This is a genomic window from Megalodesulfovibrio gigas DSM 1382 = ATCC 19364 (assembly GCF_000468495.1).
Lineage (GTDB): Bacteria > Desulfobacterota > Desulfovibrionia > Desulfovibrionales > Desulfovibrionaceae > Megalodesulfovibrio > Megalodesulfovibrio gigas.
In genome coordinates this window covers 1,273,649-1,298,617 of the sequence record NC_022444.1, presented here as the reverse complement: position 1 = coordinate 1,298,617, position 24,969 = coordinate 1,273,649, and the positions used below count along the sequence as shown (strand labels likewise).

The following is a 24,969-nucleotide window of genomic DNA, read 5'->3' as shown; positions in this document are numbered from 1 at the left end:
TCCCGGGCAGTCCGGAAAACGGGCTGCCTGCCCCCTTGGTTTTGCACGCAAGATGGCGTATAGTGCAAAAATACTGCCGTCGCGCCGCGATGGCGTTCAGGAGTCGATGCATCTTATGGAAAAAGTGTTGCTCAGGCTGGCCCGGCAGCTCAACGCCTTTGACGAAGCCTCTCTCATGGCCCTGTGGGACACCTACGCCCAAAAAGTGCAGGAATTCGAACCCACCAAACGCTGGGAAGAAGCCGCGCTGGTGTTCAGCCTGCTGCAGGCGGTGCGCTGGAAGAATCAGCTGTTCAACTACAACTGGGCTGCCGGCGTGAAACCGGGCGGCCGGCACCTGGACCAGCTCTCCAGTCTGACGCCGGACGATCCGCTGGGCTCGTTCCTTGCGCCCCAGGGACCGCGCCTGACCGCCGTGGAGGCCCAGGGCCAGAAGCATAAGGCCAAGGTATTGCAATTCAAACCCAAACCTGCACATGAACAGGACGAGGCCGGCAGCTCCATCATCCTTGACGACGACGATTGAGCCCACCGGACAGGCAAGACGCTGCGGTACGGCCCATGATTTTGTTTGACTTTGCCGCCCCCGCCTTTTATGCACCAATTCCTTTGGCTGTTGAAACGCCAAGGGGATGCGGACTTTTTTTGACGCGCCAACCGCGCCCGGGGCTCCACGTGCGCCCCGCGCAGGCGCACTGCAAGGAGTGAAGCCATGGCGAATATCGTGGTCCTGGGATTTCAGTGGGGCGATGAAGGCAAGGGCAAGATCGTCGATCTGCTGACCCGCGAGGTCCAGACCATCGTCCGGTTCCAGGGCGGCAACAATGCCGGCCATACCCTGGTCGTCTCCGGCCGCACCTTCATCCTGCATCTCATCCCCTCGGGCATCCTCCACGAGCAGACCCGCTGCTGCATCGGCAACGGCGTGGTGCTGGATCCCCATGTCTTCCTCAAGGAAGTGGATTCGCTGATCCAGCAGGGCGTGGACGTGAGCCCGGCCCGGCTTTCCATCAGCCCCAAGACGCACTGCATCCTGCCGTACCACAAGGCCATGGACGCCGCACGCGAAGGCGCGGAAACCGGCACCAAGATCGGCACCACCAAGCGCGGCATCGGCCCGTGCTACGAAGACAAGGTGGCCCGTGTCGGCGTGCGCGCCGGCGATTTTGCCAACCTGGCCCTGCTGCGCGATAAAATCTTCCACGCCATGCGGGAAAAGAACGCCATCCTGGTGCATTGCTACAACGCCGAGGCCATGGATCCCGAACTGGTGTATCAGGAAGCCGCCGCCATCGCCCCGCGCATCGTGTCCCATCTGGCGGACGTCTCCTCCATCATCCAGGAAACCCTGGCCGAGGAAGGCTCCGTGCTGTTCGAGGGCGCGCAAGGCACGCACCTGGATATCGACCACGGCACCTATCCCTTTGTCACCTCCTCCACCACCGTGGCCGGCAACGCCGCCTCGGGCAGTGGCTGCGCCCCTGGCATCCTGGATCGCGTGGTGGGCGTGGTGAAGGCGTACACCACCCGCGTGGGCGAAGGTCCCTTCCCCACCGAGCTTAACGACGCCATCGGCGACCGCCTGCAGCAGACCGGCGCGGAATTCGGAGCCACCACGGGCCGCAAACGCCGCTGCGGCTGGCTGGACATGTGCGTGCTCAAGGAATCCGCCCGGCTCAACGGCCCCACGGAACTGGCCATCACCAAGCTGGATGTGCTCACCGGCATCAAGGAGCTCAAGGTCTGCGTGGCCTACGAGCACAACGGCCGGCGCGTGGCCTATCCGCCGCAGGAAGAAAACGGCCTGGGCCATGTGACGCCCGTGTACGAAAGCCTCCCCGGCTGGGAAGAAGACATCTCCCACGCCACGTCCTGGGTGTCCCTGCCCAAGGAAGCCAAGGAGTACATCAAGTACATCGAGCAGGCCATGAAGGCCCCGGCGTCCATCATTTCCGTGGGCCCGGACCGCGACCAGACCATTATTCGCAAATAACCTGTCCGGCTTCACCCGCCCGACAGGACTGGCAGGACCGCCGCCCATGGCCGCACCGCGCGCTTCGTCCCGTTCCGCCGCTTCCGCCAAGGGACAGGACGCCCCGTTCGACGAGCTCCGGTTGCCCGCGCCGGAGCTGCTCATGGCCCGCGCCCGGGATCCGCGGCAGGCCCGCCTGCGCACGTACCTGGAGCGTCTGGCGACCGATCCGCCGCAGGTGCTGCTGCTGGAAGGCGGCGACGCCGTCTCCCGGCTGGCCATGGGCCTGTGGTGGACTGCGCTGCATCACTGCACCGGGCCGGACACCGCCCGGGCTGCGGTCCACACGCCGCCGCAGCCGGCCAGCCTGCTGCCCGGCCTGCTGCCGCCTGCCCCCACGGGGCCGACGGTTCCAGCGGGCTCAGGAGCTGCAGAACGCCCCTGCCTGGACTGCTCCGACTGCCGCCAGATATTCACCGGCGTGCACCACGCCCTGCACGTGCTGGACGGCGCCGGCGACCTGATCCGCATCGATCAGGTGCGCGAGATCATCCAGAAACTGCCGGAAAAGCCCCGTCACGGCCGGCTGCGGTGCATTCTGCTTCACGAGGCCCACAACTGCAAGGCGGAAACCGCCAATACCCTGCTGAAATCCCTGGAAGACCCCAGGCCCGGCAACTCCTTTCTGCTCCTTGCCCCCCAGCGGGAACGGCTCTTGCCCACCCTGGTGTCGCGCAGTCTGGTGCTGAGTCTGGCCTGGCCCGATCCGCATCAGCAACCCCAACATTTCAAGGAAGACACGACGTTGCAACAGGCTGTGGAGACGTGGACCACCCGTCTTGATTCCCTCGTCGCCGATGGCCGCGGCTGGTTCGGCGCGTCCCTGGCCAAGGACGCCCTGGACAAGCCCACCGCCCAGGCGCTGGTATTGGAACTGCAACGCCGTCTGGTCCAGGCCCTGCTCGGCGAGCCTCAGGGCTGCCTGGGCAGACTGGATCCCGAATCCCTGCAGCGGCTGCATCTCGTCCTGGACGAGGCCCACGCCTCCCTGGAATACAACGTCACGCCGGCCCTGGTCCTGGACTGGGTGGCCACGCGCATCTATCTGGCCGCCAAACGGCCCCAGGCCATGGCCACCAGCTGATCCTGTCCCGGCATCCTCGCCAAGGAGGGAGCATGGCCGCACTGCCCGAGTTGCCTGTGTTGCCGGATGTCGATCCGCGCCGCGTCGTCGCGTGCACCACCAGCGCGCCGGCTCCTGCCGCCGGGCGGCCGGCGGTGTACTGGATGCACCGCGACCAGCGTGTGCACGAAAACTTCGGCCTGCTCCACGCCCAGGCTCTGGCCCTGCGCGCCGGCGCGCCGCTGGTGGTCGTCTTCTGCCTCGCCCCACAGTTCCTGCATGCCGCGTGGCGACAGTACGCCTTCATGCTGGAAGGCCTGCAGGACGTGGCCCGGCAGCTGCACGCCCTCGGCATCCCCTTTGTCCTGCTCCAGGGGGACCCCGGCCAGGAAGTGGCCGCCTGGTGCGTGGCGCACCGCGCCGGCGTGGTGACGACCGACTTTGATCCCCTGCGCCTCAAGCGGCAATGGCTGGCCCGGACCGCGGAGGCCCTGGCCGTCCACGGCGTGGCGCTGCTGGAGGTGGACTCCCGCAACATCGTGCCCTGCCGCGCCGCCTCGGCCAAACGCGAATACGCCGCCCGCACCCTGCGGCCGCGCATCCATCGCCTGCTGCCGGAGTTCCTGCACACACCGCCAGCAGTGCAGCCGCACCCACACGCCTTTGCCGGGGACGTGCCGACGGTGGATCTGCCGGGGCTGGCGTCGGCCCTGCCCGTGAATCGCAGCGTCCCCCCCGTTCCTGGCCTGCGCTCCGGCCCCACGGCAGCCCTGGCGGCGCTGCAGGAATTTGTCGCCCATCGATTGCGAGACTACGACGAACGCCGCAACGATCCCAACGCCGAGGCGCAGTCCCGCCTGTCGCCCTACCTGCACTTCGGACAGGTGAGCGCCCTGCGCGTGGCCCTGGCCGTGCAGGCTGCCGCGGCCCCGCGCGAGACCAAGGAAGTCTTTTTGGAGGAACTGGTGGTGCGGCGCGAACTGGCCGACAACTTCTGCCTGCACACCCCGGACTACGACGCCCTGACCGGCTGCCCGGCCTGGGCGCAGCACACCCTGGACGAGCACCGCCAGGATGTGCGCAGTCATGTGTATTCGCTGGAAGAATTCGAGCAGGCCCGCACCGGTGACGCCCTGTGGAACGCAGCCCAGCAGCAATTGCGTAAAACCGGCGCCATGCACGGCTACCTGCGCATGTACTGGGCCAAAAAGATTCTGGAATGGACGGAAACTCCCGAGCAGGCCATGGCCTTTGCCATCCAGCTCAACGACACCTGGCAGCTCGACGGCCGGGACGCCAACGGCTACACCGGCGTTGCCTGGTCCATCGGCGGCGTGCACGACCGGCCCTGGAAAGGGCGGCCGGTGTTCGGCACCATCCGGTTCATGAACGAGGCCGGCTGCCGGCGCAAGTTCGACGTGCCCGGCTACATCGCCCGCATGGCGGCATTGCCCGAGATCTGCTGACCGGCGTCGTCAACTGCCCTGCAGGCAGACGCGAGCAATCACCCGCTCCAGGGCGGCCACTTCCACGGGCTTGGCAAGGTGATCGTCCATGCCGGCGGCCAGGGCCTGATCCCGGTTCACTTCCAGGGCAAAGGCCGTCACGGCCACGATGGGGATGTCCGGATCCTGCTTGGCCGGCGGATTGGCGCGAATAAGGCGGGTGGCGTCCAGCCCGTTCATGTCCGGCAGCTGGATGTCCATGAGGATGAGATCGAAGCGTTCTTCGTCCAGGCACTGCATGGCCTCGCTCACCTCGCCGGCCAGACGGGGGGAGTGGCCCATCTTCTCCAGCAACCGTCGCAAAAACAGCTGATTGACTGGCTCGTCCTCCACCACCAGAATGCGCAGACAGCGCAGGGCCTTGCCGTTGCCCTTTTCCTGGCGGAACGCAGGTACAGGCTTGTCCGGCGCGGGCGCGCCCCCACCCGCAAGGGGAGGTGGCAGCCGGGCGACTCGGTGCGCAGCCCGAACGAGCTTCTGGACCTGATGGCAAATACGGTGCATATCAGGGTTATACCATGATGTACCCGCGGGGCGCAAGCCATACCGCTATGCTCCCGTTCCCATGCCTGGACATCTCTCGCAACTTTCGGGTATGTTGGGCAGTGCAGCCCAAGGGCCAGCTTTTTTCCGGAGATTGCCACGTGGATGTTTTGACTCTGCCGGCGGAAATTCGCCAGGTTGCGGCCCAGGCGCGGCGGCAAGGCCGCACGGTGGCCCTGGTGCCGACCATGGGATTTTTCCATGCCGGGCACGTATCCCTCATGCAATGGGCCCGGGCGCATGCCGACGTGGTGCTCTGCAGCCTGTTCGTCAACCCCACCCAGTTCGGCCCTGCGGAGGACTTGTCCAGCTATCCGAGAGACTTGGAACGTGACGCCCGCCTTGCCGCAGAAGCCGGGGTGGATGCGCTGTTTTGCCCGGAACCGGGGACCATGTATGCCCCGGACCATGGCACCTGGATTGAGGTGCCGGAACTGGCTGCGCCGTTGTGCGGGGCCACACGGCCCATCCATTTCCGCGGCGTGTGCACCGTGGTGGCCAAACTGTTCCACCTGACCACGCCGCATCTGGCCGTATTTGGGGAAAAGGACTGGCAGCAGCTGGCCATCATCCGGCGCATGGTGCGGGATCTGGACTTCGAGGTGCAGATCGTGGGTCGGCCCATCGTGCGCGAGGCGGACGGTCTGGCCATGAGTTCCCGCAACAAGTACCTGACTGCCGAAGAGCGCCGGGCCGCCCCGCACCTGCATGCCGGGCTGCAACGTCTGCAGCAGCTGGTGGATGCCGGCGAACGGGACGCCGCCGTCCTTGCCAGCGAGTTGCGTTCGTGGTATGGGCAACACCTTGCGGTGGGGGCGGAAGATTACATCTCCCTGGTGCATCCGGAAACGCTCGTCCCAGCCTCTCGGCTGGAAGGTCCCACGCTGGCCGCCGTGGCGTGGCGACTGGGCAAGGCACGCCTCATCGACAACCTGCTGCTACAGCCTCACCCTTAAATCCCGCGGCGCAACGCCCCATACCTGTGCTCAATTTCATCCGTCGTCAGATTCTCGAAAGCAAGAACGTCTTTCGGGCCAATATTCTTGCCGGGATGCTTTTTTTGCTACCCATCCTGGCCACAGTGTTTCTCATCAACTTACTTATCACCTGGGTGGACATGTCGCTGCTGCTGCTGCCCCCCCAGTACCGTCCGGAGAATTACCTGCCCGTGCGCATCCCCGGCCTGGGGCTGCTGCTGGTGATCATCATCCTGTTCGTCACCGGGATGTTCGTGCGCAACTTCCTTGGCCGCAAGCTGGTGGAAATTGGCGAACGGCTCATGCGCTACATCCCCTTTGTGAGCAAGGTCTACAGCTGGATCAAACAGATGGTGGACACCCTGCTCCTCACCAGCGGCAAGGAATTCAAGCGGGTGGTGATGGTTGAATACCCCCGCCGCGGCATCTGGGCCATGGCCTTCGTGACCGGCGTGGCGGAAGGGGAAGTGCAGGACAAGACCAACCACCGGGTCATCAACGTCTTTCTGCCCACCACCCCCAATCCCACCTCCGGCTTCTACCTGCTGGTGCCGGAAACCGACGTCATTCCCCTGGACATGTCCGTGGAAGATTCCATGAAGCTCATCATGTCCGGCGGGATTCTCGTTCCCGACAATTACAAAAAGCAATCCAACAATGGTGCGGGATGCCAGCCGGCAGCGCCGGCGGCCCCCAGGGAGGAACAGGCATGATCCCCGTCAAAGGCAAATACTTCTTCACGTCCGAATCAGTGACCGAAGGCCACCCCGACAAGGTCGCCGACCAGATTTCCGATGCCATCCTGGACACGCTGCTGGCCCAGGACAAGCACTCCCGCGTGGCCTGCGAAACCCTGGTGACCACCGGCCTGGCCTTCATCGCCGGCGAAATCACCACCTCGGGCTACTGCGACTTCGCCCAGACCGTGCGCCAGACCATCAAGGAAATCGGCTACAATTCCTCGGACATGGGCTTTGACTGGGAAACCTGCGGCGTCATCTCCTCCGTGGGCAAGCAGTCCGCAGACATCGCCCAGGGCGTGGACCGCTCCGACCCCGAAAACCAGGGCGCCGGCGACCAGGGCATGATGTTCGGGTTTGCCTGCGATGAGACCCCCACCCTCATGCCCGCCCCCATCTTCTGGGCCCACAAACTGGCCCGCCGCCTGACCTTCGTGCGCAAGGAAGGCATCCTCGACTTCCTGCGTCCCGACGGCAAGACCGAAGTGTGCTTCGAATACGTGGACGGCAAGCCCGCCCGTATCGACACCGTGGTCATCGCCACGCAGCACAGCCCCAATGTGGGCTACCAGGACCTCTGCGACGCCGTGAAGGCCGAGGTCATCATGAAGACGCTGCCTGCCGAATACATGGACAAGGACACCCGCATCTTCATCAACACCACCGGCCGGTTCGTCATCGGCGGTCCCATGGGCGACTGCGGGCTCACCGGTCGCAAGATCATCCAGGACACCTACGGCGGCATGGGCAACCACGGCGGCGGCGCCTTCTCCGGCAAAGACCCCTCCAAGGTGGACCGCTCCGGCGCATACATGGCCCGTTACATCGCCAAAAACGTGGTGGCGGCCGGCTTGGCCCCGCGCTGCGAAGTGCAGATCGCCTACGTCATCGGCGTGGCTGAGCCCATCTCCGTGCTGGTCACCTCCATGGGCTCCGGCGACCTGCCCGACGACGTGCTGACCAAGGCCGTGCGCGAAGTGTTCGACATGCGCCCCTACCACATCACCAAGCGCCTGGACCTGCTGCGCCCCGTGTACAAGGACAGCGCCTGCTACGGCCACTTCGGCCGTGAAGACGTGGCCTTCACCTGGGAAAAGACCGACGCCGTGGCGGACCTGAAAACCGCCGCCAAGATCTAACGCGAATCACCTTTGAAACGCGCTGTCGGGGGAACACCTTTCTGAAGAAAGGTTCTNGTTCTTCCCCCGAACCCCCTTTCCAAAGACTTTTTCCTTGGGAAAAGGGCGCAGGCGCAGCAAGACGGTTTCACGACAACGCCGGCCGGGGAGCGATCCTCGGCCGGCGTTTTTGCTGTGATGTCCCCTTCCCCTCCCCTTCTCCCCCTTTTACATTTTTGCAGTCCGGGATTATATCCCCCCCATGCCACTTGTCGCCGACCTCGAACTCAAAGTCCTGTACGACATCAGCCGCAGCATCGGGCAAACCCTGGACCTGGATCAGACCCTCAAGGCGATCCTGACCGTCCTGGGCGAGACCCTGGCCATGCACCGCGCCACAGTCACCCTGCAGGACGACGACACCGGCGCCCTGGTGATTGCCGCCGCCTACGGCTTGTCCGAAGAGGAAGTCTCCCGCGGCGTGTACCGGCTGGACGAAGGCGTCACCGGCCGCATCTTCCGCACGGCCCAGCCCTTCGTGGTGCCAGACGTGCACAACGAGCCGTTATTTCTGGATAAAACTCGTTCTCGCCGCCTGGCAAAGGACGCCCTCAGCTTCATCGGCGTGCCCATTGTGTTGCAGAACCAGTGCGTGGGCGTGCTCTCGGTGGACCGGCTCTTCGAAACAGACGTCTCGTTTGAAGAAGACGTGCGCTTCCTGACCATCGTGGCCACCCTCATCGCCCAGCTGGTGAGCATCCACCGCCAGGTTCGCGCCAGGGAAGAGGATCTGCGGCGGGAAAATCTCACCCTCCGGGCCAAGCTCTCCAAAAACTACCACCGGTTTTTCATTGTTGGCAAAAGCGCGCCCATGGGCCGCGTGCAGACCCTCATCGAAAAAGTGGCCCCCACCAAGGCCACGGTGTTGCTGCTGGGCGAATCCGGCACCGGCAAGAGCCTCACGGCGCGGATGATCCACGAACTTTCGGACCGCGCCCGCTTCACCTTCACCAAGGTCAACTGCGCCTCGTTGCCGGAAACGCTGCTGGAATCCGAGCTCTTCGGCCACGAGAAAGGCGCCTTCACCGGGGCCACGGAAACCAAGATCGGCCGTTTTGAAGAGGCGGACAAGGGCACGGTGTTTCTGGACGAAATCGGCGAAATCTCACCCAACATCCAGCTGAAACTGCTGCGTTTTCTGCAGGAGCGGGAGTTCGAGCGCGTGGGCTCCACCCGCACCCGCAAGGTGGATGTGCGCATCGTGGCCGCCACCAACAAGGACCTGGAACAGGCCGTGCAAAAAGGGCACTTCCGGGAGGACCTGTACTACCGGCTGAACGTCTTCCCCATCACCGTGCCGCCGCTTCGGGACCGCAAGGAAGACATTCCCGCCCTCATCAACCATTTCCTGGACAAGCTGGCCAAGGAATACCACCGCCGGCTGTATCTCTCCCCCGACGCCCTGGACGCCATGGTGGGCTACGACTGGCCCGGCAACGTGCGGGAAATGGAAAACCTCATGGAACGCCTGGCCATCATGGTGGAAGGCGGGACCATCCACTGCAAGGACATCCCCCTGCCCGCCCCGGCCCGCCCCGCGGCGCCGTCTCCGGGTCTGGGTCTGGAACCGCCCCTGAGCCCCGGCGTCTACGGTTCCCAGCTCCGATCCCTGGAAAGCATGGAGCGCGACCAGCTCCTGGCGGCCCTGGAACGCACCCGCTGGAACCAGACCAGAGCCGCCCAGGAGCTGGGCATCACCCCACGCCAGATGGGCTACCGGATGAGGAAATACGGCATCGGCCGGGATTGAGCCCCACCGCCGCCCGCCCTGTCTGCCTGTCCGTCCTGTCCGTCCTGTCCCCCACCGCGGGTCGGCATGCCCATTGCATTTTCGGCGCGACCCACCTGCCCCGGCGTCAGCTCTCTGACCGCCGGCACTGTCCGGGCACCCCACCCCCCGCCTGTAGCCTTGTGGCAACAGGGGGCGAGCGAATACCGGCTCATAGATTGGCACCGCGACATTGTCATGATATTGTCATGAACAACAGCTGCAGCAAGACATACTCCAGACGTTGCGGCCCGGATAACAGTACAATCTCTGGCCTTTTACAGTGCGTCTCCCCTGAATTGCCTGTCTGTCCAGGGTGAAATAGAGTTTCGCCGCCGGAATGACCGCCCGCCCAGCCTGCGTCGCAAGTGTGCAGAATACCGCACTTCTTGTTGCAATTTATTGAATTATCGTCTCTTTATTTCGCGCGTGCAGCACTATTATTACTGCTCCGCAGGCTAGACATTTTTTAGAGTGTTTGCTACTCCTGCTGCAAAGGGGGCTGTATGAAAGCGCTCAACGACTTTGAACGGTATCTTGAACTGCTCTGCAAAGGCCTCGGCCATTCGAACCGCCATCGGAATCTGGTGGACTACTGCTATGGCCTGATGTTGCCGATCGAGCAAAAAAATATCGAATCCCTGGCTGCCTATGCGGATCCCGCAAACACCAGCGCAAAGCGCCAGGCCTTGCATCATTTTGTCTCCAAGTCGGACTGGTCTGACGAAGCAGTGCGCGACCGCGTGCTGCAGTGGGCTGCCCCTGCGCTCAGGGCGGAGCATGATGCCGTCTGGATCATCGATGACACCTGCTTCGCCAACAAGGGCCGTCACTCGGCGGGCGCAGCCCGGCAGCACTGCGGCCAGATGGGCCGGCAGGACAATTGCCAGGTGGCGGTCAGTCTGTCTCTTGCCAATGAGAAGGCAAGCCTGCCGGTGGAATACCGGCTGTACCTGCCCCGGGAATGGGCCGAGGACGACCAGCGCCGCGCCAAGGTCGGCGTGCCGGAAGACATCGCCTTCGCCACCAAGCCGGAGCTCGCCCTGGAAATGCTCCACCGCGCTAAAAAAACACGCATCCCCTGCGGCACAGTGCTGGCAGATGTGGGCTATGGCAAGGACACCGCATTCCGCGATGGCCTCACCAGCCTGGGCCTGCCGTATGTGGTGGGTGTGACGTCACAACTCAGCGTCTGGCCTGCCGGCAGGGCCCCCCTGCCGCCCTTGCCGCACGCCCGGCGGGGCCGGCCTTCCAAGCTGCTGCGCCGCGGTCCCGGCCATGAGCCCATCGCCATCAAGTCCCTTGCCCGGGAACTGCCCGCCACTGCCTGGCGCACGGTGACTTGGCGCGAGGGCGGCACGGCAACGCTGACATCGCGCTTTGCCGCCGTCCGCGTTCGCCCCAGCCACAGGGACTTCCGTCGCAGCGAAGTCCGCCAGGAAGAATGGCTGCTGATGGAATGGCTGGACAGCATGGATGCGCCCACCCGATTCTGGTTGAGCACGCTTCCGGAAGATGTCTCCCTGGAACGGCTGGTCAAGACGGCAAAGATGCATTGGCGCATTGGACGCGACCAGCAGGAACTGAAGCAGGAATACGGCCTGGGGCACTTTGAGGGACACAGCTGGCGCGGGTTCCATCACCATGCCACCCTGTGCGTTGCGGCGTACGCCTTCTTCCTGGCTGCCCGCCTCAGGCGGAGCGAGGCGCCGCGGCAACCTGTTGCGGAACAGCCGGCGCTGCAGCTGGTCAGGGAAAGTCTGCCCCGCTGCACCCACACGGCGGCGACAGCGCGCACCGGGCTCGACCTCACCTTCGTGCCGGCGCATCATCGCCTCGCGTCGTGCTCCGCCTTCGCCGAAATGCCCCTGCTCCGGCGGCCGAGCGAAGTTCGCGGCATGCTGTAACACCCCAAGAAGACAGTAATAAAAAGGCAGCCCTGGATTGCATCCACGGCTGCCTTTTTCACGTGCGCCCCTTTTCCCCCCGCGACTATGGCGCGAACACCGGCGACGTCGGTCCCGTCATGCGGGCCTCGATGCGCTCCAGGCGACGGGCGTACAGATCCAGCGAGACCCCCTGCGGCCCTTCCAGCTGCATGCGCAGCCACATGGCCTGTAGCCGGCGCTGCTCCAGGCCTTCGGGCGTGTCGGCATACCGCCGCTGCCGCAGGGCCTGCACGGCCGGCCAGGTCCTCTGCCTGCGGGCCGTGGCGTCCAGCAGAGTCTCGGCCCGAGGCTGCACATGGGGCTGCAGCTGGGCCAGGGTGCGCACCAGTTGCACGCGGGCGTTTATGTCGGCCTCGAACGCAGCCAACGCCGCCGGCGAATGCACCAACAGCAGCCTGTCCCAGACTGCCGGGGCCAGCAAAGTTTCCAGAATTTCCAGGGATTCCGCGGCGTGATCCGTGTGCAGCAACAGCAAGGCCAAGCGCAGGCGATCTTCTTCCCGCCCCAGATGCCGCGCCAGACCGGCAGCATCCCAGAGGGCAAGCCGCATCCGCTGCAGGGCGATGGCCTCTTCCCGACGCCCGGCGCGATGCAACGCCTCGACCACGGGCCAGACATCGGCCCGCATGACCAGCCGCGGCCAGGCCGGCCCCCAGGCGTCCGGCGCGTGCCGCAGGATCTCCCGCGCCAGCACCGCAGCAGCGTCCAGCGCGCCGAGGTGGGCCAGGGCATCGGCCTTCAGCAACTGGAAGCCTAACACGTCCGGATGCTGCGGCCCCAGCGTGGCCTGCCCCAGCTGAACGGCCTGGCCCAGCATCTCCTTGGCGGCTCCTGCTGTCCCGCCTTTGAGCATCGCTTCGCCCAGCAGTCCCATGGCCTTGATGCAGGCGGGATGCTCCGGCCACAAATGCCTGGCCGCCAGCGCCAGGGAGCGGGTGGCATTGCCCTGGGCCGCCTGCGGATCGTGCCGTAGCAGGGCCAGCGAGGACAGGACATCCAGAAACGCCTGTGCATTGAGGTGCTCCGGACCCAGCCCCTGCGTCACCACCGCCTCGGCTGTCTCGAACCAGCGGGAGGCACCGTCCAGATCCCCAATATGGATATGATGCACCGCCAGGGCGGAGAGGTACGGGATGAGGGCCGGATCCCCCGCGCCATGCAGGGCCGTGGCGTTGTCCAGGGCCTCTCGATGATACTGCGCCGCACGGTCGAATTCAGCCACCGCGTCATGCATGCGGCCAAGCAGGGAGAGCAGCGCCGGGGCATCGGCAGTTCCGGGTTGCTCCAGGATGGCCGCGGCTTGCGCCATGGCCAGGGACGGCTGCCCCTCCAGACACAGGGACTCCAGCGCGCGAATCTCCGCCGCCGAGACCGTCTCGGCAGCATCCGCGTGCCCGGCGCACACGAAACAAGCGTACACCAGACCGGCCGCCATCAGCAGCCACGCCGCAACCATCCGCAATGCGTTCATGATCATTCGTCCTGGTATCGCCTGGGCCTGAGGCAGATGGCCGCCACGGCGCACAGGCTGGCCAGCACCAGGCACAGGCGCAGCATGAGGCCCCTTGGCGAATGGAAAAAGAGAGGCGCTTCCGGACCAAAGCCATCGTCAGGCAGGATCATGCCCACCAGGGACTTGAGCCAGCCCGGCGCATCCGGCAGCGAAAATCGTGTGATGTTATGGAACAGGTATTGATAGTGGGGAAAGGCCTCGTACACCTGGGAAAACACCTCTGCCGAGGCGGCTATTTCCGCCGCCGTGGCCACACGCCCCTCGTGCGTGCGCCAGACAAAGGCGTTGTCTGACGGGGCAATCACCTTCCACATGCCTTCGTCCCAGAACTCCACCATCTGGTGTCCGCCACCCAGGCCGCGCTCGTCGGCTTCCAGATACAAGGCCCGGGCCTGGATCTTGAGCCGGCGCAAGGCCAGGATGAGCGTGCGCGACATGGTGGTGCACGGTCCGAAGCGGGCGTGCCCCTTGAGGCCAAAGCCGCCATGCCTGAGGGCCGTGGCAGCGCTGACATTGAGGGGCGACAAGCCTTCCAGACGTTCGTACCAGTCCAGTGCATCCGGAAGCAGCGGCGCGTTGATGCGGTCGTAGATGGCGCGCGCCAGGGCGATGGCCGTGGCCTCGCCATGCGTGGAAGGCGGCGGCCCCTGCATGAGGACGTCCACCGCAGGCGTGGTGCTGGCGATCAACGCATCCAGCAGGATCACGCGCTCACGGATCCGTCCCGTAAAAAACACACTACCATACAGCAGCACGAAAAACCCGATGCCTGCCGCATAAAACCCCAGCGTCCGCATGATGCTGACCTCGACGTCCTTTCCCACCCTGCCAAAAATGCACCTTTCCCCATGTCGCCCCAAAAATCAATCCACCCCGTCACGCGGGGATTGGACATGGCCGTACCCCCCACCCCCTGGCGTCTCCAGCCGCAGCACGTCCCCCGGCTCCAGATGCAGCCGGATCTTGCCCGGCAGGGGTGCCGCCGGCTGCCCGGGCCTGAGCAGCTGCGCCTGCCCCGGCACGCCAGCGCCGCCCCCCGCCACCCCCCAGGGGCCGCGGGTGCGGCGTTCGCCCAGCAGGGTGGCTTCCATGGCCTCCAGCGCCTCCAGCTCCCGCACCAGCCCGTCGCCCCCGCGATAGCGGCCCTGCCCGCCGGATTCCCGCCGCAGGGCCAGACGCCGCACGCGCACCGGGCAGGCATATTCCAGGGCCTCCACGGGCGTGTTCAGGGTATTGGTCATGTGCGAATGCACGCCCGAGGCCCCGGGGCCGGCCGCAGACGCGCCATGGCCGCCGGCCAGGGTTTCGTAATAGGCAAAGGGCTGTTGCCGACGCGAATCCAGGCCCCCCAGGGTCAGGTTGTTCATGGTCCCCTGAGATGCCGCCGGAAACCGCCCCGGCGCAGCCTGGGCCAGGGCTCCCAGGAGCACATCCACAATGCGCTGGCTGGTTTCCACGTTGCCCCCGGCCACGGCCGCGGGAAAGAGGGCGTCCACCACCGAGCCGGGCCGGGTGCGCAACGTCACCGGCCGCAGGCAGCCGGCATTGGTGGGCGCCCCGTCTGGCAGCAGGCAGCGCAGCACGTACAGCACGCACGACAGCGTGATGGCCCGCACGGCGTTCACCGAGCCCGCCGTCTGGTCTGCGCTGTCGCAAAAATCGATCTCCATGGCATCCCCCTGGATGCGCAGGCGGACGCGGATGGGGATGTCCGTGGCAGCCACGCCGTCGCCGTCCAGCACATCCTCAAAGCCGTATTCGCCGTCGGGCAGGGCGGCGATGGCGCTGCGGCACAGGGCCTCGGCATAGTCCTGCAGGGCGGCGGCCATGGCAGTCATGACGTCCGGCCCGTGCTCCGACATCAACGCCTGCAACCGGGCCACGCCGGCCAGGTTGGCCATGACCTGGGCCGCGAAGTCCCCCTCGCGCTCGGCCGGCGTGCGCACGTTGGCCAAAATGAGGGACAGCAGGGACCGATCCAGCTCCCCGGCCCGCACCAGCCGCAGGGGCGGGATGATGATCCCCTCCTGAAACAGCGAGGTGGACAGAGGCATGGACCCCGCAGACATGCCGCCCACGTCCGCATGATGCGCCCGGTTTGCCACGTAGAACCGCGGCGTGGTCTCTCCCGGCGCATGCACCGGAGCCACCAGGGTGATATCTGGCAGATGCGTGCCGCCGCGGAAGGGATCGTTGCACACGGCCATGTCCCCCGGGTCCAGGGGCACAGTCTGCATCACCGCCAGTACCGAAAGGGGCATGGACCCCAGATGCACGGGAATGTGCGCGGCCTGGGCGGCCAGACCGCCGGCGGCGTCGCACACGGCGCAGGAAAAATCCCGACGTTCCTTGATGTTGGGCGAAAAAGCCGCCCGCATGAGCGTGCCGCCCATCTCCTCGGCCGCGGCGGCGAAGCGGTGGGCAAACACCTGCAAGGCAATGGGCGAGCAGCGGGGAGCGGCCATGGTCATGCGTCCTCCGCAGACAGGGTCAGGAGCAGATTGCCCAGCCCGTCCACACAGGCCTGCCACTGCGGCGGCACCACGGTGGTGGCGGAGTATTCCACCACGATGGCCGGCCCGGGCAGGCGGTTGCCCGGTTGCAGGGCCTCGCGCTGCCAGACGGCCGTGGCATATTCCCGACCGTCAAACACCGCCGGCCGGGTGGCCAGCAGCGCGGCGGCAGGGGGCGTCTCCCCGACGAGGGGCGCCGGTGGCATGGCCGGCTGAGGCAGCAGACCGCGGGCGCGCAGGCGCAGGGTGACAATCTCCACGGGCCGGTCGGCAAAGGCCGCGCCATAGGCGGCCGCATGGCGGGCATGGAAGGCGGCGGCCAAGGTGTCGGCATCCGAAGTCTCGCCCGGCTCCGCATCCGGCGTCGCATCCGGCCAGACCACATCCAGCTCGAAGCTCTGGCCCACGTAGCGCATGTCCAGGGTCCGTTCCAGCAGCATGGCGGACTCCTCCACCCCCTCCGCCTGCAGCTCCTCCCGGGCCCGGCCTTCCAGCGGGGCGAAGGCCTCGGCCAGGCCGGCCGCGGTGTCTGCGGTCAGGGGCTGCATCACCGTGCGGGAGTAGTCCTTGAGCACGTCGGCCAGGAGCATGCCCAGGGCGGAGAACAGGCCGGGATGCTGCGGCACCAGCACCCGCGGCACCCCCAGCGTCTGCGCCAGAAAAGCCGCATGCAGCCCGCCGGCTCCGCCGAAGCAAAACAGGGTGCATTCCTGCGGGTCATGCCCGCGCTCCACGGAAATCACCCGCAGGGCCCGTTCCATGGCTGCATTGGCCACGGTGAGCACGCCTTCGGCCAGTTCCAGGGGCGAGATGCCGGCCTGCGCCGCCAGGGCCTCGCATACGGGGCGAATGCGGTCGCGGTCCAGCCGCATGCGTCCCCCCAGAAAATAATCCGGCAACAGCCGGCCCAGCAGGCAGTTTGCATCGGTGACGGTCATGGCCTCGCCCTTGCCGTAACAGACCGGGCCAGGGTCCGCGCCGGCGCTTTCCGGCCCCACCCGCAGCGCGCCGCCGGCATCCAGCCTGGCGATGGAGCCGCCGCCCGCGCCCACGGTGTGGATATCCAGCATGGGAATGCGCACCGGCAGGCCGGCGATGTGCGTCTGGGTGGTCATGGACAGACCACCGTGCAGCAGGGAGACGTCGGTGGAGGTGCCGCCCATGTCGAAGGTCAGCAGGCGGTCGAAGCCGGCGGCCCTGCCCACTTTCCAGGCTGCCACCACGCCCCCGGCCGGGCCGGACAGGATGGTGCGCACCGGCTCCTGCCGGGCCGTGGCCGCCGTGATGGCGCCGCCGTTGGACTGCATCACCCGCAGGGAATCCCCGGACGCGAGGCCGGCTTCGATGTTGGTCAGATACCGGCGCATCTTCGGAGCCACATAGGCGTTCACCGCCGTGGCGCTGGCGCGCTCGTACTCCCGGAACTCGCCCAGGATGCGATGCGACAGGCTCACGGGCAGCCCCAGGGGCACGAGGACCTCGGCCACGCGCAGCTCATGGGCCGGATTGACGAAGGAATACAGCAGGCACACGGCCACGGCCTGCACGCCGGCCGCCTGCACCGCCGCCGCCACCCGGGTCAGGGCGGCTTCGTCCAGGGGCTGAAGCTCCCGGCCCTGCGTGTCCAGCCTGCCGGGCAGTCCGAAGCAGTGGGCAGGGGCGATGCACGGCGGCTCGTGCCGATAAAACAGGTCATACAGTCGCTGCCGGGCCTGACGGCCGATGGCCAGCAAATCCTCGAAACCGGCATTGACGATGAGCGCCGCCGGCCCGCCCCGGCGCTCCAACAGGGCGTTAGTGGCCACGGTGGAGCCGTGGCGGATGTGTCGCACCCCATCGGACGCCAGAACATGCACGCCCTCGATAACGGCGTGGGACGGGTCCTGCGGTGTGGACAGCAGCTTGTGGGCGCGGAAGCCGAGGCCGTCATGACACAAGCAATCCGTAAACGTGCCACCCGTATCCACCCCGATCACATGCATGGCATTCATGGGACAAGGCATGGCAGAAAGGATGTTTGAACGCAAGCCGACGGTGCGAGCGGCCGAGCATCGCATGCTTCAATTCAAGTTGTATCAATTTTTACAAATTTGAAATAATTGCCACGCACCCTTTGACAGTTCCGTCAATCTTCGCCCTGTGCTGTCGTCATTTGCTGAACAATTCCACTACTTCCGCATTGGCACTGTTTTTTCATTCCCCGTGTGCATCGGCGGGCGTCTGTACGGGACGTCCGCATCGTTCAACATGTGGAGGCCTCCTCACGGACCATGGAAGGACATGCCATCTTTGCCACGGTGGAGGCGTTGTGCAGCTTTGGCGCCCGCTGGATGGGCGCCCAGGCGGTGGATCGCGTCAAGGGCTTCGTCAGTCAGGAGATGGCCGCCATCGGCCTGTCCCTGGGGCGGCAAAAGTTCCGCTTCCGCAACTACCTGCTGGAGGAAGCCCGGCTGCGCGTGCTGGACGCCGCCGGCGCTGCCCGGGAACTGGTGTGCGAGCCCGTGGCCTGCTCCAGGCCCGTTCGCACGCCCCTGGAAGCCGTCCTGGAGGCGCCGCCTGCCGCGGCCACGCCCGGCGCAGTCCCCCCTGCCCCCCGGCACGGCACGGTGCATTGCCTGCGCGGCCGCGATCTGCAGGCCTGCTACGCCCGCGCCTGCGCCCAGGGCGCGGCGGCCGCCATTCTGGCCACGGATCTGCCCGGCCATGCCATCCGCTGCGTGGCCTGTTCGCCGGATGGCGGCCAGGGCCTCATCCCGGCCGTGAGCATCTCCGGACACGACGCCCTCGCCCTGTTCCAGCAGCTCGGACACAGCCAGCCCCTGCGGGCGGTGCTGGACGTGCGCGGCGGCATGCGCGAGGCCGCGGCCGAGAATCTTCTGTTCGCCCTGCCCGGGGCCATCCAGCCCCCGGCATTGATCCTCGCCCGGTACGACAGTTTCTGGAACGGCGTGCATGCCATGGACGGTGCCGCCGGCCTGGCCCTGCTGCTGCATCTGGCCCGGGAACTGAGCTGGGAGGCGGCCTGGGAAGGCTGGCGGGAAACGCTGTTCTGCGCCGCCGGGGCCCAGACCCTGGGCCGATTTGGCGAGATGGCCTGCCGCGATGCCCTGTTTCGCGCCGGCCGCGCCCCGGGATTCGTGCTGGAGCTGGGCGCGCTGGGCGGCCGCGAGGGGGCGCTGGAGGTGGCCGTCTCCCCTGCCATGGCGTCCCTGTGCTCCCGGCTCCAGGAGACGGCGGCCGCCTCCGGTGTCGCCGTGGAGGCCTGGCGCATCCTGCCACCGGACGATCCGGCCGTGCTGCTCTGGAAGAATATCCCCTACCTGCGCCTGGCAGACAGCCATGGCGACCCCCTGCGCCATACGCCCCTGGACGTGCCCTCCCGGCTTAGCCAGGACGGTCTGGCCCGCGCCGCCCGGCTGGGCAGGGAGTTCACCCGCCTGCTGTGCGACACGGAGACAACGCCTTTTTGACCATCGGATCATGACAAGCCGCGTCGAATGCGCTATGCTTGATGGCATCTCCCTGCAGGGAATCCTTCAATCGGAGCGCGCCGATGCCCACATCTCACGACGATCGCACCCGGGTTCGCGAGCTGCTGCAGACGTATTGCCCCGAATTCACCACCTCCCGCTGCGGCCGGCTCGTCACCGACACCACCGAGTTCACCCGGATCGGCTATGGCGACATCATCTTCCTGGAAGACAACCATTTTTTTGTCTACCGGGACGAGGCCGAGCGCCGCTTCGGCCTGGAGGACCCCAAGTACTGGGTCAAGCGTTGCCGCCATCTGGAAAGCGGGGAGAGCAAAATCCTCAAGCTGGTGTTCCACGAGCGGTTTCCCCTGCGCATCGGCCAGCTTGAAATCCAATGCCACCGCAGCCCGGAAAAGGAGGCCCGCATCCTGGATCTGGTGCGCGGCGATGCGCGATTCATGCAGGGCCACTGCTTCCATGACGTCGTGGGCAACAATGTGCGCGTGCTGGACATCATCCGCGGCAAGCCCATCGACGAGGTGGTAGCGGCCCTGGAAGTGGATCATCCCACCTATTTTCGACAATATCTTCCCGACTATCTGGCCCGGTTCATCGCCGCATGCGAAGCCATGGAGTTCCTGCACGCGCACCAGGAAAAACACGGCGACGTGCGGCGGGACCACCTGTTTGTGGAACACGGCACCGGCCGCTGCCGGTGGATCGACTTCGACTACGCCTTTCAGTCCAACGAAAACCCCTTCGGCCTGGACATCTGGGGCCTGGGCAACATCCTGCTGCACCTGGTGGGCAAGGATCTGTACACCACCCACGACCTGCACACCCGCGGCTTTGACCCTGCCGCCGTGCAGTCCATCACCAGCGATGACATGTCCCTCATGTTCACCCACCGGGTGATGAATCTTCGCAAGATTATTCCCTACATCCCGGAAGACCTGAACCGCATCCTGCTGCATTTTGCTGCGGGATCGCCTGTCTTTTATGAATCTGTGACGGAATTGCTGGATGATCTGCGGCCAGTGCTGCAGGCCCTGCAGTGACGCACCATCAGAGGAGGATGCCGTGAACGCCAAGAACATCTTGCTGGCAGTGGATGGCTCCGACAACTCCATGCGCGCCGTGCGCTACACCGGCGCCATGGTGGGGACGAATCCCACGTTTCGCGTCCGTCTGCTGCACGTGGAGCGGCTGCCGGAACGGGACACCTTTGCCGACGATGCCTCCTGGCGGCACGCCTGCCTGGAAAATCGCGAGATCATGCAGGCGTTTCTGGCGCAGGCCCGACAGGCCCTGCTGGAAGGCGGGCTGCCTGCGGAATCCGTCACTGAGCAATACGTGGCCGCCTGCAACAGCCCGCATGCCGAGCCGGGCGCCCCGTTCTGCAGCCGCGGGTCCTCCGTCTCCCTGGAGATCCTGCGACACATGGAGCAGGATGACTTCGGCACCGTGGTCATCGGCCGGCGGGGGCTGTCCAAGGCCGAGGAATTCATCTTCGGCAGCGTGTCCAACAAGATCATGCATCTGGCCAAGGGCTGCACGGTGTGGGTGGTGGCCTGAGGCATCGGCTACCGTCCGGGGCGGCAAGATCGCAGCGTCCATTGCGAGACGGCACGTGACAGACAGCAAACCCGGCGTGGTACCCATGCCGATTGATGCTCTGACGTGTTGCGCTTCATTGCCTCCGCCGCCGCCCCTCGCTGTGCACACCATGGCATGACAGCTGCGTCGGAATCAGGTACGGTATGGGTCGATTCTCTGCCCCAAAGGAGCCGCCATGTCCCCGGACCGTATCGCCACTTGGTACAAAGACGCCCTCATTTATGAAGTCCACATCCGCAGCTTCAACGACGCCAACGGCGATGGCATCGGCGACTTCATCGGCCTGACCAAGAAGCTGGATTACATTGCCGACCTCGGCGTCACCGCCATCTGGCTGCTGCCATTCTATCCGTCTCCCGGTCGCGACGACGGGTATGACATCGCCGACTACCTGAGCATCAATCCCGAGTACGGGACCATGCAGGACTTCAAACGCTTCCTCAGGCAGGCCCACCTGCGGGGGCTCAAGGTCATCACCGAACTCGTCCTCAACCACACCAGCGACCAGCACGCCTGGTTCCAGCGCGCCCGCCGCGCCCCCAAGGGCTCCAGCCACCGCGACTACTACGTCTGGAGCGACACCCCGGACAAGTACACCCAGGCCCGCATCATCTTTCAGGACACCGAGACCTCCAACTGGAGCTGGGACCCTGTGGCCAAGGCCTACTACTGGCACCGGTTCTTCTCCCACCAGCCGGACCTGAATTTCGAACACCCCGCCGTGAAAAAGGAAATGTTCAAGGTGGTGGATTTCTGGCTGGGCCTGGGTGTGGACGGCCTGCGGCTGGACGCCGTGCCCTACCTGTACGAAGCCGAGGGCACCAACTGCGAGAACCTGCCGAAAACCTTTGCGTTCCTCCAGGCATTGCGCGCCCATGTGGACCGCCGGTTCCCCAACCGCATGCTCCTGGCCGAGGCCAACCAGTGGCCCGAGGACGCCGCCCGCTACTTCCGCCCCGATGAGGCAGGCGAGGCCTGCCACATGGCCTTCCACTTTCCCGTCATGCCGCGGTTGTACATGGCCCTGCGCATGGAGGACCGCTTTCCGGTGATGGACATCCTGGAGCAGACGCCAGCCATCCCCGAATCCAGCCAATGGGCCATGTTTCTGCGCAATCATGACGAACTGACGCTGGAGATGGTCACCGACGAAGAGCGCGACAGCATGTACCGCAGCTTTGCGCCCAACCCGCGCGCGCGCATCAACCTGGGCATCCGCCGTCGCCTGGCGCCGCTGGTGGGCAACGAGCGACGCGTCATCGAGCTGCTGCACATCCTGCTGTTCACCCTGCCCGGCACGCCAGTGCTGTACTATGGCGACGAGATCCGCATGGGCGACAACATCTACCTGGGCGACCGCAACGGCGTGCGCACCCCCATGCAATGGAGCGCGGACCGCAACGCCGGCTTTTCCAAGGCCAATCCGCAGCAACTCTATCTGCCGGTCATCATCGATCCTGAATACCATTATGAAGCCGTCAATGTGGAGAATCAGGAATCCAACCCGGCATCGTTCCTCTGGTGGGTGCGCCGGGCCATCGCCATCCGAAAGCGACACGACAGCTTCAGCCGCGGCACCTTGCGCTTTGTGCCGCATGCCAACCCTCATGTGCTGGCCTACATCAGAAGCTATGGAGACGAATCCATCCTGGTGGTGGTCAATCTTTCCCGTTTCGCCCAGGCCGTGCGGCTGGATCTGCGGGAATACAAACGCTGCACCCCGTTGGAGCTGTTCAGCGGCAACCCGTTCCCCTCCATCGGCCAGTCTGGCGAGGAGCTGTACACCCTGACCCTCACGCCCCATGGCGCGCTGCTGCTGCAACTGGAGCACAGCACCGCCGAGCGCATGCGTGCCCAGGTGGAGCCGCCATTGGCCTCCCTTGCCATCAGGCCCGGCGGATTCCTGGACCGTGCGGCCAAGGACGTGCTGGAGGAGCGCGTGCTGCCGGACTACCTCAAGCGGCGCGGCATCATCACCTCCCGCCATCGCGACCTGCGACGGCTGGAGCTGCTGGAAGCCCTGCCCATGGGCGAACGCGATCAGCCCGTGTGGCTGCTGATTCTGCGGTGGGATCCCCCCACCGGTCCCAGCGTGTTCCTGCATCTGCTGGTGAGCGCGCACTTTGGCCAGGATGCCCAGCGCCAGCTGGAGGAGCACGCGCCGCTGACCCTGTGCCGGTTCCTCTCGGAGCCGGGCCAGGAGATGGGCATGTTGCGGGAGGGGTGGCCGGACCACACCCCGGCCCAGACATTTTTGCGCCACTTTGCCCAGTCGCGCAGCATCCAGGCCTCCCGCGGCACGGTGGAAATCCAGCGGCTGCACCAAGGCCCGCACAAGGAAGGCGCGCTGCAGGCGCTGGGCGGCCGCGCCGTGGCCACCTACGAATCCCTGCCGCAGCACATGGCCCGCGTGGAAATGGGGGACCTGCACCTCAAGATCTACGGCCGTACCGAAGCCGGTCCCCGGCCCGGCGCAGAGATGCTCCAGGCCCTGCAAGGTCGCGGTCCACTGGTGCCGGAGCTGCACGGGCTGCTGACCTACCGGGCAATCCCGGGGCGGCCCGTGCTCATGGCCGCGCTGTATCGCCAGCCCCATGCCGAGGCCTGCCTGACAGACATGTGCCGTAATCAGCTCCAGGCCGTACTGGAAGCCCTGCTCTCGGATCGCGCCTCCCTGGCCCAGCCGCCGGCTCCGCGCCGCTATGCGGCCATCTTTACCAATCCCGAACCCACCCCGCCGCCGGCCTGGGTTCCCGGTTTCGTCCATGATCTGTTCCTGCGGCTGGGCGAATACATGGCCTGCCTGCACACCACCCTGGCCGAACCCGTCCTGGGCAGGGGGTTTGTGCCGGAACCGTTCTCGGTCCTCTATCAGCGTTCCGTTTTTCAGAGCATCCAAAGCAGCGTGAAAAACGCCTGCGCCTCGCTGGACTGGCATGGCCCGCAGCAGGCGGAGGAGGTTGCCGCCCTGGCTGCCACCCTGGCCGGCCGGCGCAACGAGGCCATCCGCCACCTGAAACAGCTGACGAATCTGCAGCTGGATTGTCTGAAAATCCGCATCCATGGCGATTGCCGGCTGGAGATGCTGCGCTTCACCGGCAAGGAGCTGTTCCTGGCAGATCTGGACGGCGACGAGGCCAGGAGCCTTTCCGAACGCGCCATCAAACGCAACTGCCTGCGAGACATGGCGGACCTGGAGCGCTCCCTGTGGCGCATCTCCCACGAGTTGCTGACAAGCCTGCGCACCATCCGGCCCGAGGACGCCACGCTGCTGACTCCCTGGGTGGACGCCTGGACCCGGCAGCTCTTCGGCACCTGCCTGCAGGCCTATCTGCAGACCCTGGACCAGCCGGCCCGGCGCCACCATGGCGGCGCGGATCTGCTGCCCAGCCGGGCCGCGGAGGCAGCGTTCCTGTTCCAGACATTCCTGATGGACCGGCGTTTCCGGGAGATCGCCATCGCCATGGAAGGCGGCCCCGGAACCTCATGCGTGGCGGCGCTGCTGGCTTCCAGCCTGGCCATGCTGGATGAGGCGGCGCAACACACGCCAACATAGAGCGCATTGTTTTTGAAAAGAACTCTCGGGGGAAGAACCCCCTTTCCAAAGACTGTTATTGTGATNTATGAAAGTTTTGGAAGGGGAGAGCGCGAGAGGGGAGAACCTTTTGTAAAAAGGTTTCCCCTCTCGCGCGGATCTTGTTCAAGAGTACGCTCCCTACGCCAACGTGTTGCGGCCTTCTTCCAGGGATGCGGTGACGGGAATGATGGTAGAGAAGCCGGACATGTCGAAAATTTCCTTCACATAATCCTTGAGCGAACAGCAAACCATGCTGCCGCCCTTGGCCTTGAGAGCCTTGGCCGCGCGCAGGAATTCCCGCAACCCGGCGCTGGAAACGTATTCCAGGGTGGTCAAATCCAGGGCGAGCTTGAGCACGCCGTCGTCGATCAGCTGCATCATCCCGGTGCCGAAGGTCCCGGAGGTGGCCGCATCCAACCGGCCGCTCACAGAGACAATGCAGATGCCTTCTTCCATGCGATGGGCAAAATCCATACCTTTCCCCTTGCAATCTCAGAGCGTCTACGGTGGTTGGCAGAGCA

General features: G+C 65.7%; 19 protein-coding genes. 13 read left to right on the top strand and 6 right to left on the bottom strand.

Annotated elements, in window-relative coordinates:
• Positions 1-115: 115 nt before the first annotated feature.
• The 4 genes from DGI_RS17010 (at position 116) to phrB (ending at position 4,561) form a co-directional block, all read left to right on the top strand.
• The gene (locus DGI_RS17010; RefSeq protein WP_051286611.1) at positions 116-526 is read left to right on the top strand and encodes a hypothetical protein; all 411 of its coding nucleotides are present in this window, start codon (positions 116-118) and stop codon (positions 524-526) included.
• Positions 527-712: 186 nt separating this feature from the next.
• Positions 713-1,993, top strand: coding sequence for an adenylosuccinate synthase (locus DGI_RS05755; RefSeq protein WP_021759854.1), 1,281 nt, complete (start codon positions 713-715; stop codon positions 1,991-1,993).
• A gap of 46 nt (positions 1,994-2,039) precedes the next feature.
• On the top strand, positions 2,040-3,116 hold the full coding sequence (locus DGI_RS05750) for a DNA polymerase III subunit delta' (RefSeq protein ID WP_021759853.1): 1,077 nt from the start codon (positions 2,040-2,042) through the stop codon (positions 3,114-3,116).
• Positions 3,117-3,148: 32 nt separating this feature from the next.
• Entirely contained in the window at positions 3,149-4,561 is a 1,413-nt protein-coding gene (gene phrB / locus DGI_RS05745) for a deoxyribodipyrimidine photo-lyase (protein ID WP_021759852.1), read from the top strand.
• A 9-nt stretch (positions 4,562-4,570) separates the two neighbouring features.
• Here the strand turns inward: phrB and DGI_RS05740 are convergent, their stop codons facing one another.
• The gene (locus DGI_RS05740; RefSeq protein WP_051286612.1) at positions 4,571-5,104 is read right to left on the bottom strand and encodes a response regulator; all 534 of its coding nucleotides are present in this window, start codon (positions 5,102-5,104) and stop codon (positions 4,571-4,573) included.
• Between the two features lie 140 nt (positions 5,105-5,244).
• On the opposite strand from DGI_RS05740, the gene panC reads away from it, so the two are divergent.
• The 5 genes from panC (at position 5,245) to DGI_RS05715 (ending at position 11,713) form a co-directional block, all read left to right on the top strand.
• Entirely contained in the window at positions 5,245-6,099 is an 855-nt protein-coding gene (gene panC / locus DGI_RS05735) for a pantoate--beta-alanine ligase (RefSeq protein ID WP_021759850.1), read from the top strand.
• A gap of 26 nt (positions 6,100-6,125) precedes the next feature.
• Positions 6,126-6,833 (top strand): DUF502 domain-containing protein, encoded by a 708-nt coding sequence (locus DGI_RS05730; protein WP_021759849.1) that lies wholly within the window; start codon positions 6,126-6,128, stop codon positions 6,831-6,833.
• The gene (metK, locus tag DGI_RS05725; RefSeq protein WP_021759848.1) at positions 6,830-7,999 is read left to right on the top strand and encodes a methionine adenosyltransferase; all 1,170 of its coding nucleotides are present in this window, start codon (positions 6,830-6,832) and stop codon (positions 7,997-7,999) included. The genes DGI_RS05730 and metK overlap by 4 nt, the downstream gene beginning before the upstream one ends.
• Before the next feature lie 241 nt (positions 8,000-8,240).
• Positions 8,241-9,788 carry a nif-specific transcriptional activator NifA gene (gene nifA, locus DGI_RS05720; protein WP_021759847.1) on the top strand — a complete coding sequence of 516 codons (1,548 nt, stop codon included), beginning with the start codon at positions 8,241-8,243 and terminating at the stop codon, positions 9,786-9,788.
• A gap of 524 nt (positions 9,789-10,312) precedes the next feature.
• Positions 10,313-11,713 carry an IS701 family transposase gene (locus DGI_RS05715; RefSeq protein WP_021759846.1) on the top strand — a complete coding sequence of 467 codons (1,401 nt, stop codon included), beginning with the start codon at positions 10,313-10,315 and terminating at the stop codon, positions 11,711-11,713.
• A gap of 85 nt (positions 11,714-11,798) precedes the next feature.
• Here the strand turns inward: DGI_RS05715 and DGI_RS05710 are convergent, their stop codons facing one another.
• From DGI_RS05710 to DGI_RS05695, 4 genes are all read right to left on the bottom strand, one after another.
• Positions 11,799-13,226: a hypothetical protein gene (locus tag DGI_RS05710; protein WP_021759845.1), complete on the bottom strand. Its 1,428-nt coding sequence runs from the start codon at positions 13,224-13,226 to the stop codon at positions 11,799-11,801.
• 2 nt (positions 13,227-13,228) lie between these two features.
• On the bottom strand, positions 13,229-14,065 hold the full coding sequence (locus DGI_RS05705) for a hypothetical protein (protein ID WP_021759844.1): 837 nt from the start codon (positions 14,063-14,065) through the stop codon (positions 13,229-13,231).
• Positions 14,066-14,131: 66 nt separating this feature from the next.
• A complete protein-coding gene (locus DGI_RS05700) occupies positions 14,132-15,739 on the bottom strand; it encodes a hydantoinase B/oxoprolinase family protein (RefSeq protein WP_027193221.1) in 1,608 nt (535 codons plus the stop codon).
• Entirely contained in the window at positions 15,736-17,772 is a 2,037-nt protein-coding gene (locus DGI_RS05695; RefSeq protein WP_327023513.1) for a hydantoinase/oxoprolinase family protein, read from the bottom strand. The genes DGI_RS05700 and DGI_RS05695 overlap by 4 nt, the downstream gene beginning before the upstream one ends.
• A 279-nt stretch (positions 17,773-18,051) precedes the next feature.
• Here DGI_RS05695 and DGI_RS05690 point away from each other — a divergent pair, with 279 nt between their 5' ends.
• The 4 genes from DGI_RS05690 to treS all read left to right on the top strand — a co-directional run bounded on the left by DGI_RS05690 (position 18,052) and on the right by treS (position 24,427).
• Positions 18,052-19,251: a hypothetical protein gene (locus DGI_RS05690; RefSeq protein ID WP_027193222.1), complete on the top strand. Its 1,200-nt coding sequence runs from the start codon at positions 18,052-18,054 to the stop codon at positions 19,249-19,251.
• Positions 19,252-19,334: 83 nt separating this feature from the next.
• A complete protein-coding gene (locus DGI_RS05685; protein ID WP_021759840.1) occupies positions 19,335-20,312 on the top strand; it encodes a protein kinase family protein in 978 nt (325 codons plus the stop codon).
• Positions 20,313-20,334: 22 nt separating this feature from the next.
• Positions 20,335-20,829, top strand: coding sequence for a universal stress protein (locus DGI_RS05680; protein ID WP_021759839.1), 495 nt, complete (start codon positions 20,335-20,337; stop codon positions 20,827-20,829).
• 217 nt (positions 20,830-21,046) lie between these two features.
• Positions 21,047-24,427: a maltose alpha-D-glucosyltransferase gene (gene treS, locus DGI_RS05675; protein WP_034607795.1), complete on the top strand. Its 3,381-nt coding sequence runs from the start codon at positions 21,047-21,049 to the stop codon at positions 24,425-24,427.
• Between the two features lie 159 nt (positions 24,428-24,586).
• On the opposite strand, the gene DGI_RS05670 is transcribed toward treS, so the two are convergent.
• Complete coding sequence (locus DGI_RS05670) at positions 24,587-24,922, bottom strand: STAS domain-containing protein (protein WP_021759834.1); 336 nt, start codon at positions 24,920-24,922, stop codon at positions 24,587-24,589.
• Between the last annotated feature and the right edge of the window lie 47 nt (positions 24,923-24,969).

What these genes read in the sequence shown, in the direction of transcription:
- DGI_RS05705 (WP_021759844.1), bottom strand. Translation starts at nt 14,065, where the DNA reads ATGCGGACGCTGGGGTTTTATGCGGCAGGCATCGGGTTTTTCGTGCTG.
- DGI_RS05750 (WP_021759853.1), top strand. Translation starts at nt 2,040, where the DNA reads ATGGCCGCACCGCGCGCTTCGTCCCGTTCCGCCGCTTCCGCCAAGGGA.
- DGI_RS05690 (WP_027193222.1), top strand. Translation starts at nt 18,052, where the DNA reads ATGGAAGGACATGCCATCTTTGCCACGGTGGAGGCGTTGTGCAGCTTT.
- DGI_RS05710 (WP_021759845.1), bottom strand. Translation starts at nt 13,226, where the DNA reads ATGAACGCATTGCGGATGGTTGCGGCGTGGCTGCTGATGGCGGCCGGT.
- DGI_RS05755 (WP_021759854.1), top strand. Translation starts at nt 713, where the DNA reads ATGGCGAATATCGTGGTCCTGGGATTTCAGTGGGGCGATGAAGGCAAG.
- DGI_RS05685 (WP_021759840.1), top strand. Translation starts at nt 19,335, where the DNA reads ATGCCCACATCTCACGACGATCGCACCCGGGTTCGCGAGCTGCTGCAG.
- DGI_RS05695 (WP_327023513.1), bottom strand. Translation starts at nt 17,772, where the DNA reads ATGAATGCCATGCATGTGATCGGGGTGGATACGGGTGGCACGTTTACG.
- treS (WP_034607795.1), top strand. Translation starts at nt 21,047, where the DNA reads ATGTCCCCGGACCGTATCGCCACTTGGTACAAAGACGCCCTCATTTAT.
- DGI_RS17010 (WP_051286611.1), top strand. Translation starts at nt 116, where the DNA reads ATGGAAAAAGTGTTGCTCAGGCTGGCCCGGCAGCTCAACGCCTTTGAC.
- nifA (WP_021759847.1), top strand. Translation starts at nt 8,241, where the DNA reads ATGCCACTTGTCGCCGACCTCGAACTCAAAGTCCTGTACGACATCAGC.
- DGI_RS05740 (WP_051286612.1), bottom strand. Translation starts at nt 5,104, where the DNA reads ATGCACCGTATTTGCCATCAGGTCCAGAAGCTCGTTCGGGCTGCGCAC.
- metK (WP_021759848.1), top strand. Translation starts at nt 6,830, where the DNA reads ATGATCCCCGTCAAAGGCAAATACTTCTTCACGTCCGAATCAGTGACC.
- DGI_RS05715 (WP_021759846.1), top strand. Translation starts at nt 10,313, where the DNA reads ATGAAAGCGCTCAACGACTTTGAACGGTATCTTGAACTGCTCTGCAAA.
- phrB (WP_021759852.1), top strand. Translation starts at nt 3,149, where the DNA reads ATGGCCGCACTGCCCGAGTTGCCTGTGTTGCCGGATGTCGATCCGCGC.
- DGI_RS05700 (WP_027193221.1), bottom strand. Translation starts at nt 15,739, where the DNA reads ATGACCATGGCCGCTCCCCGCTGCTCGCCCATTGCCTTGCAGGTGTTT.
- DGI_RS05670 (WP_021759834.1), bottom strand. Translation starts at nt 24,922, where the DNA reads ATGGATTTTGCCCATCGCATGGAAGAAGGCATCTGCATTGTCTCTGTG.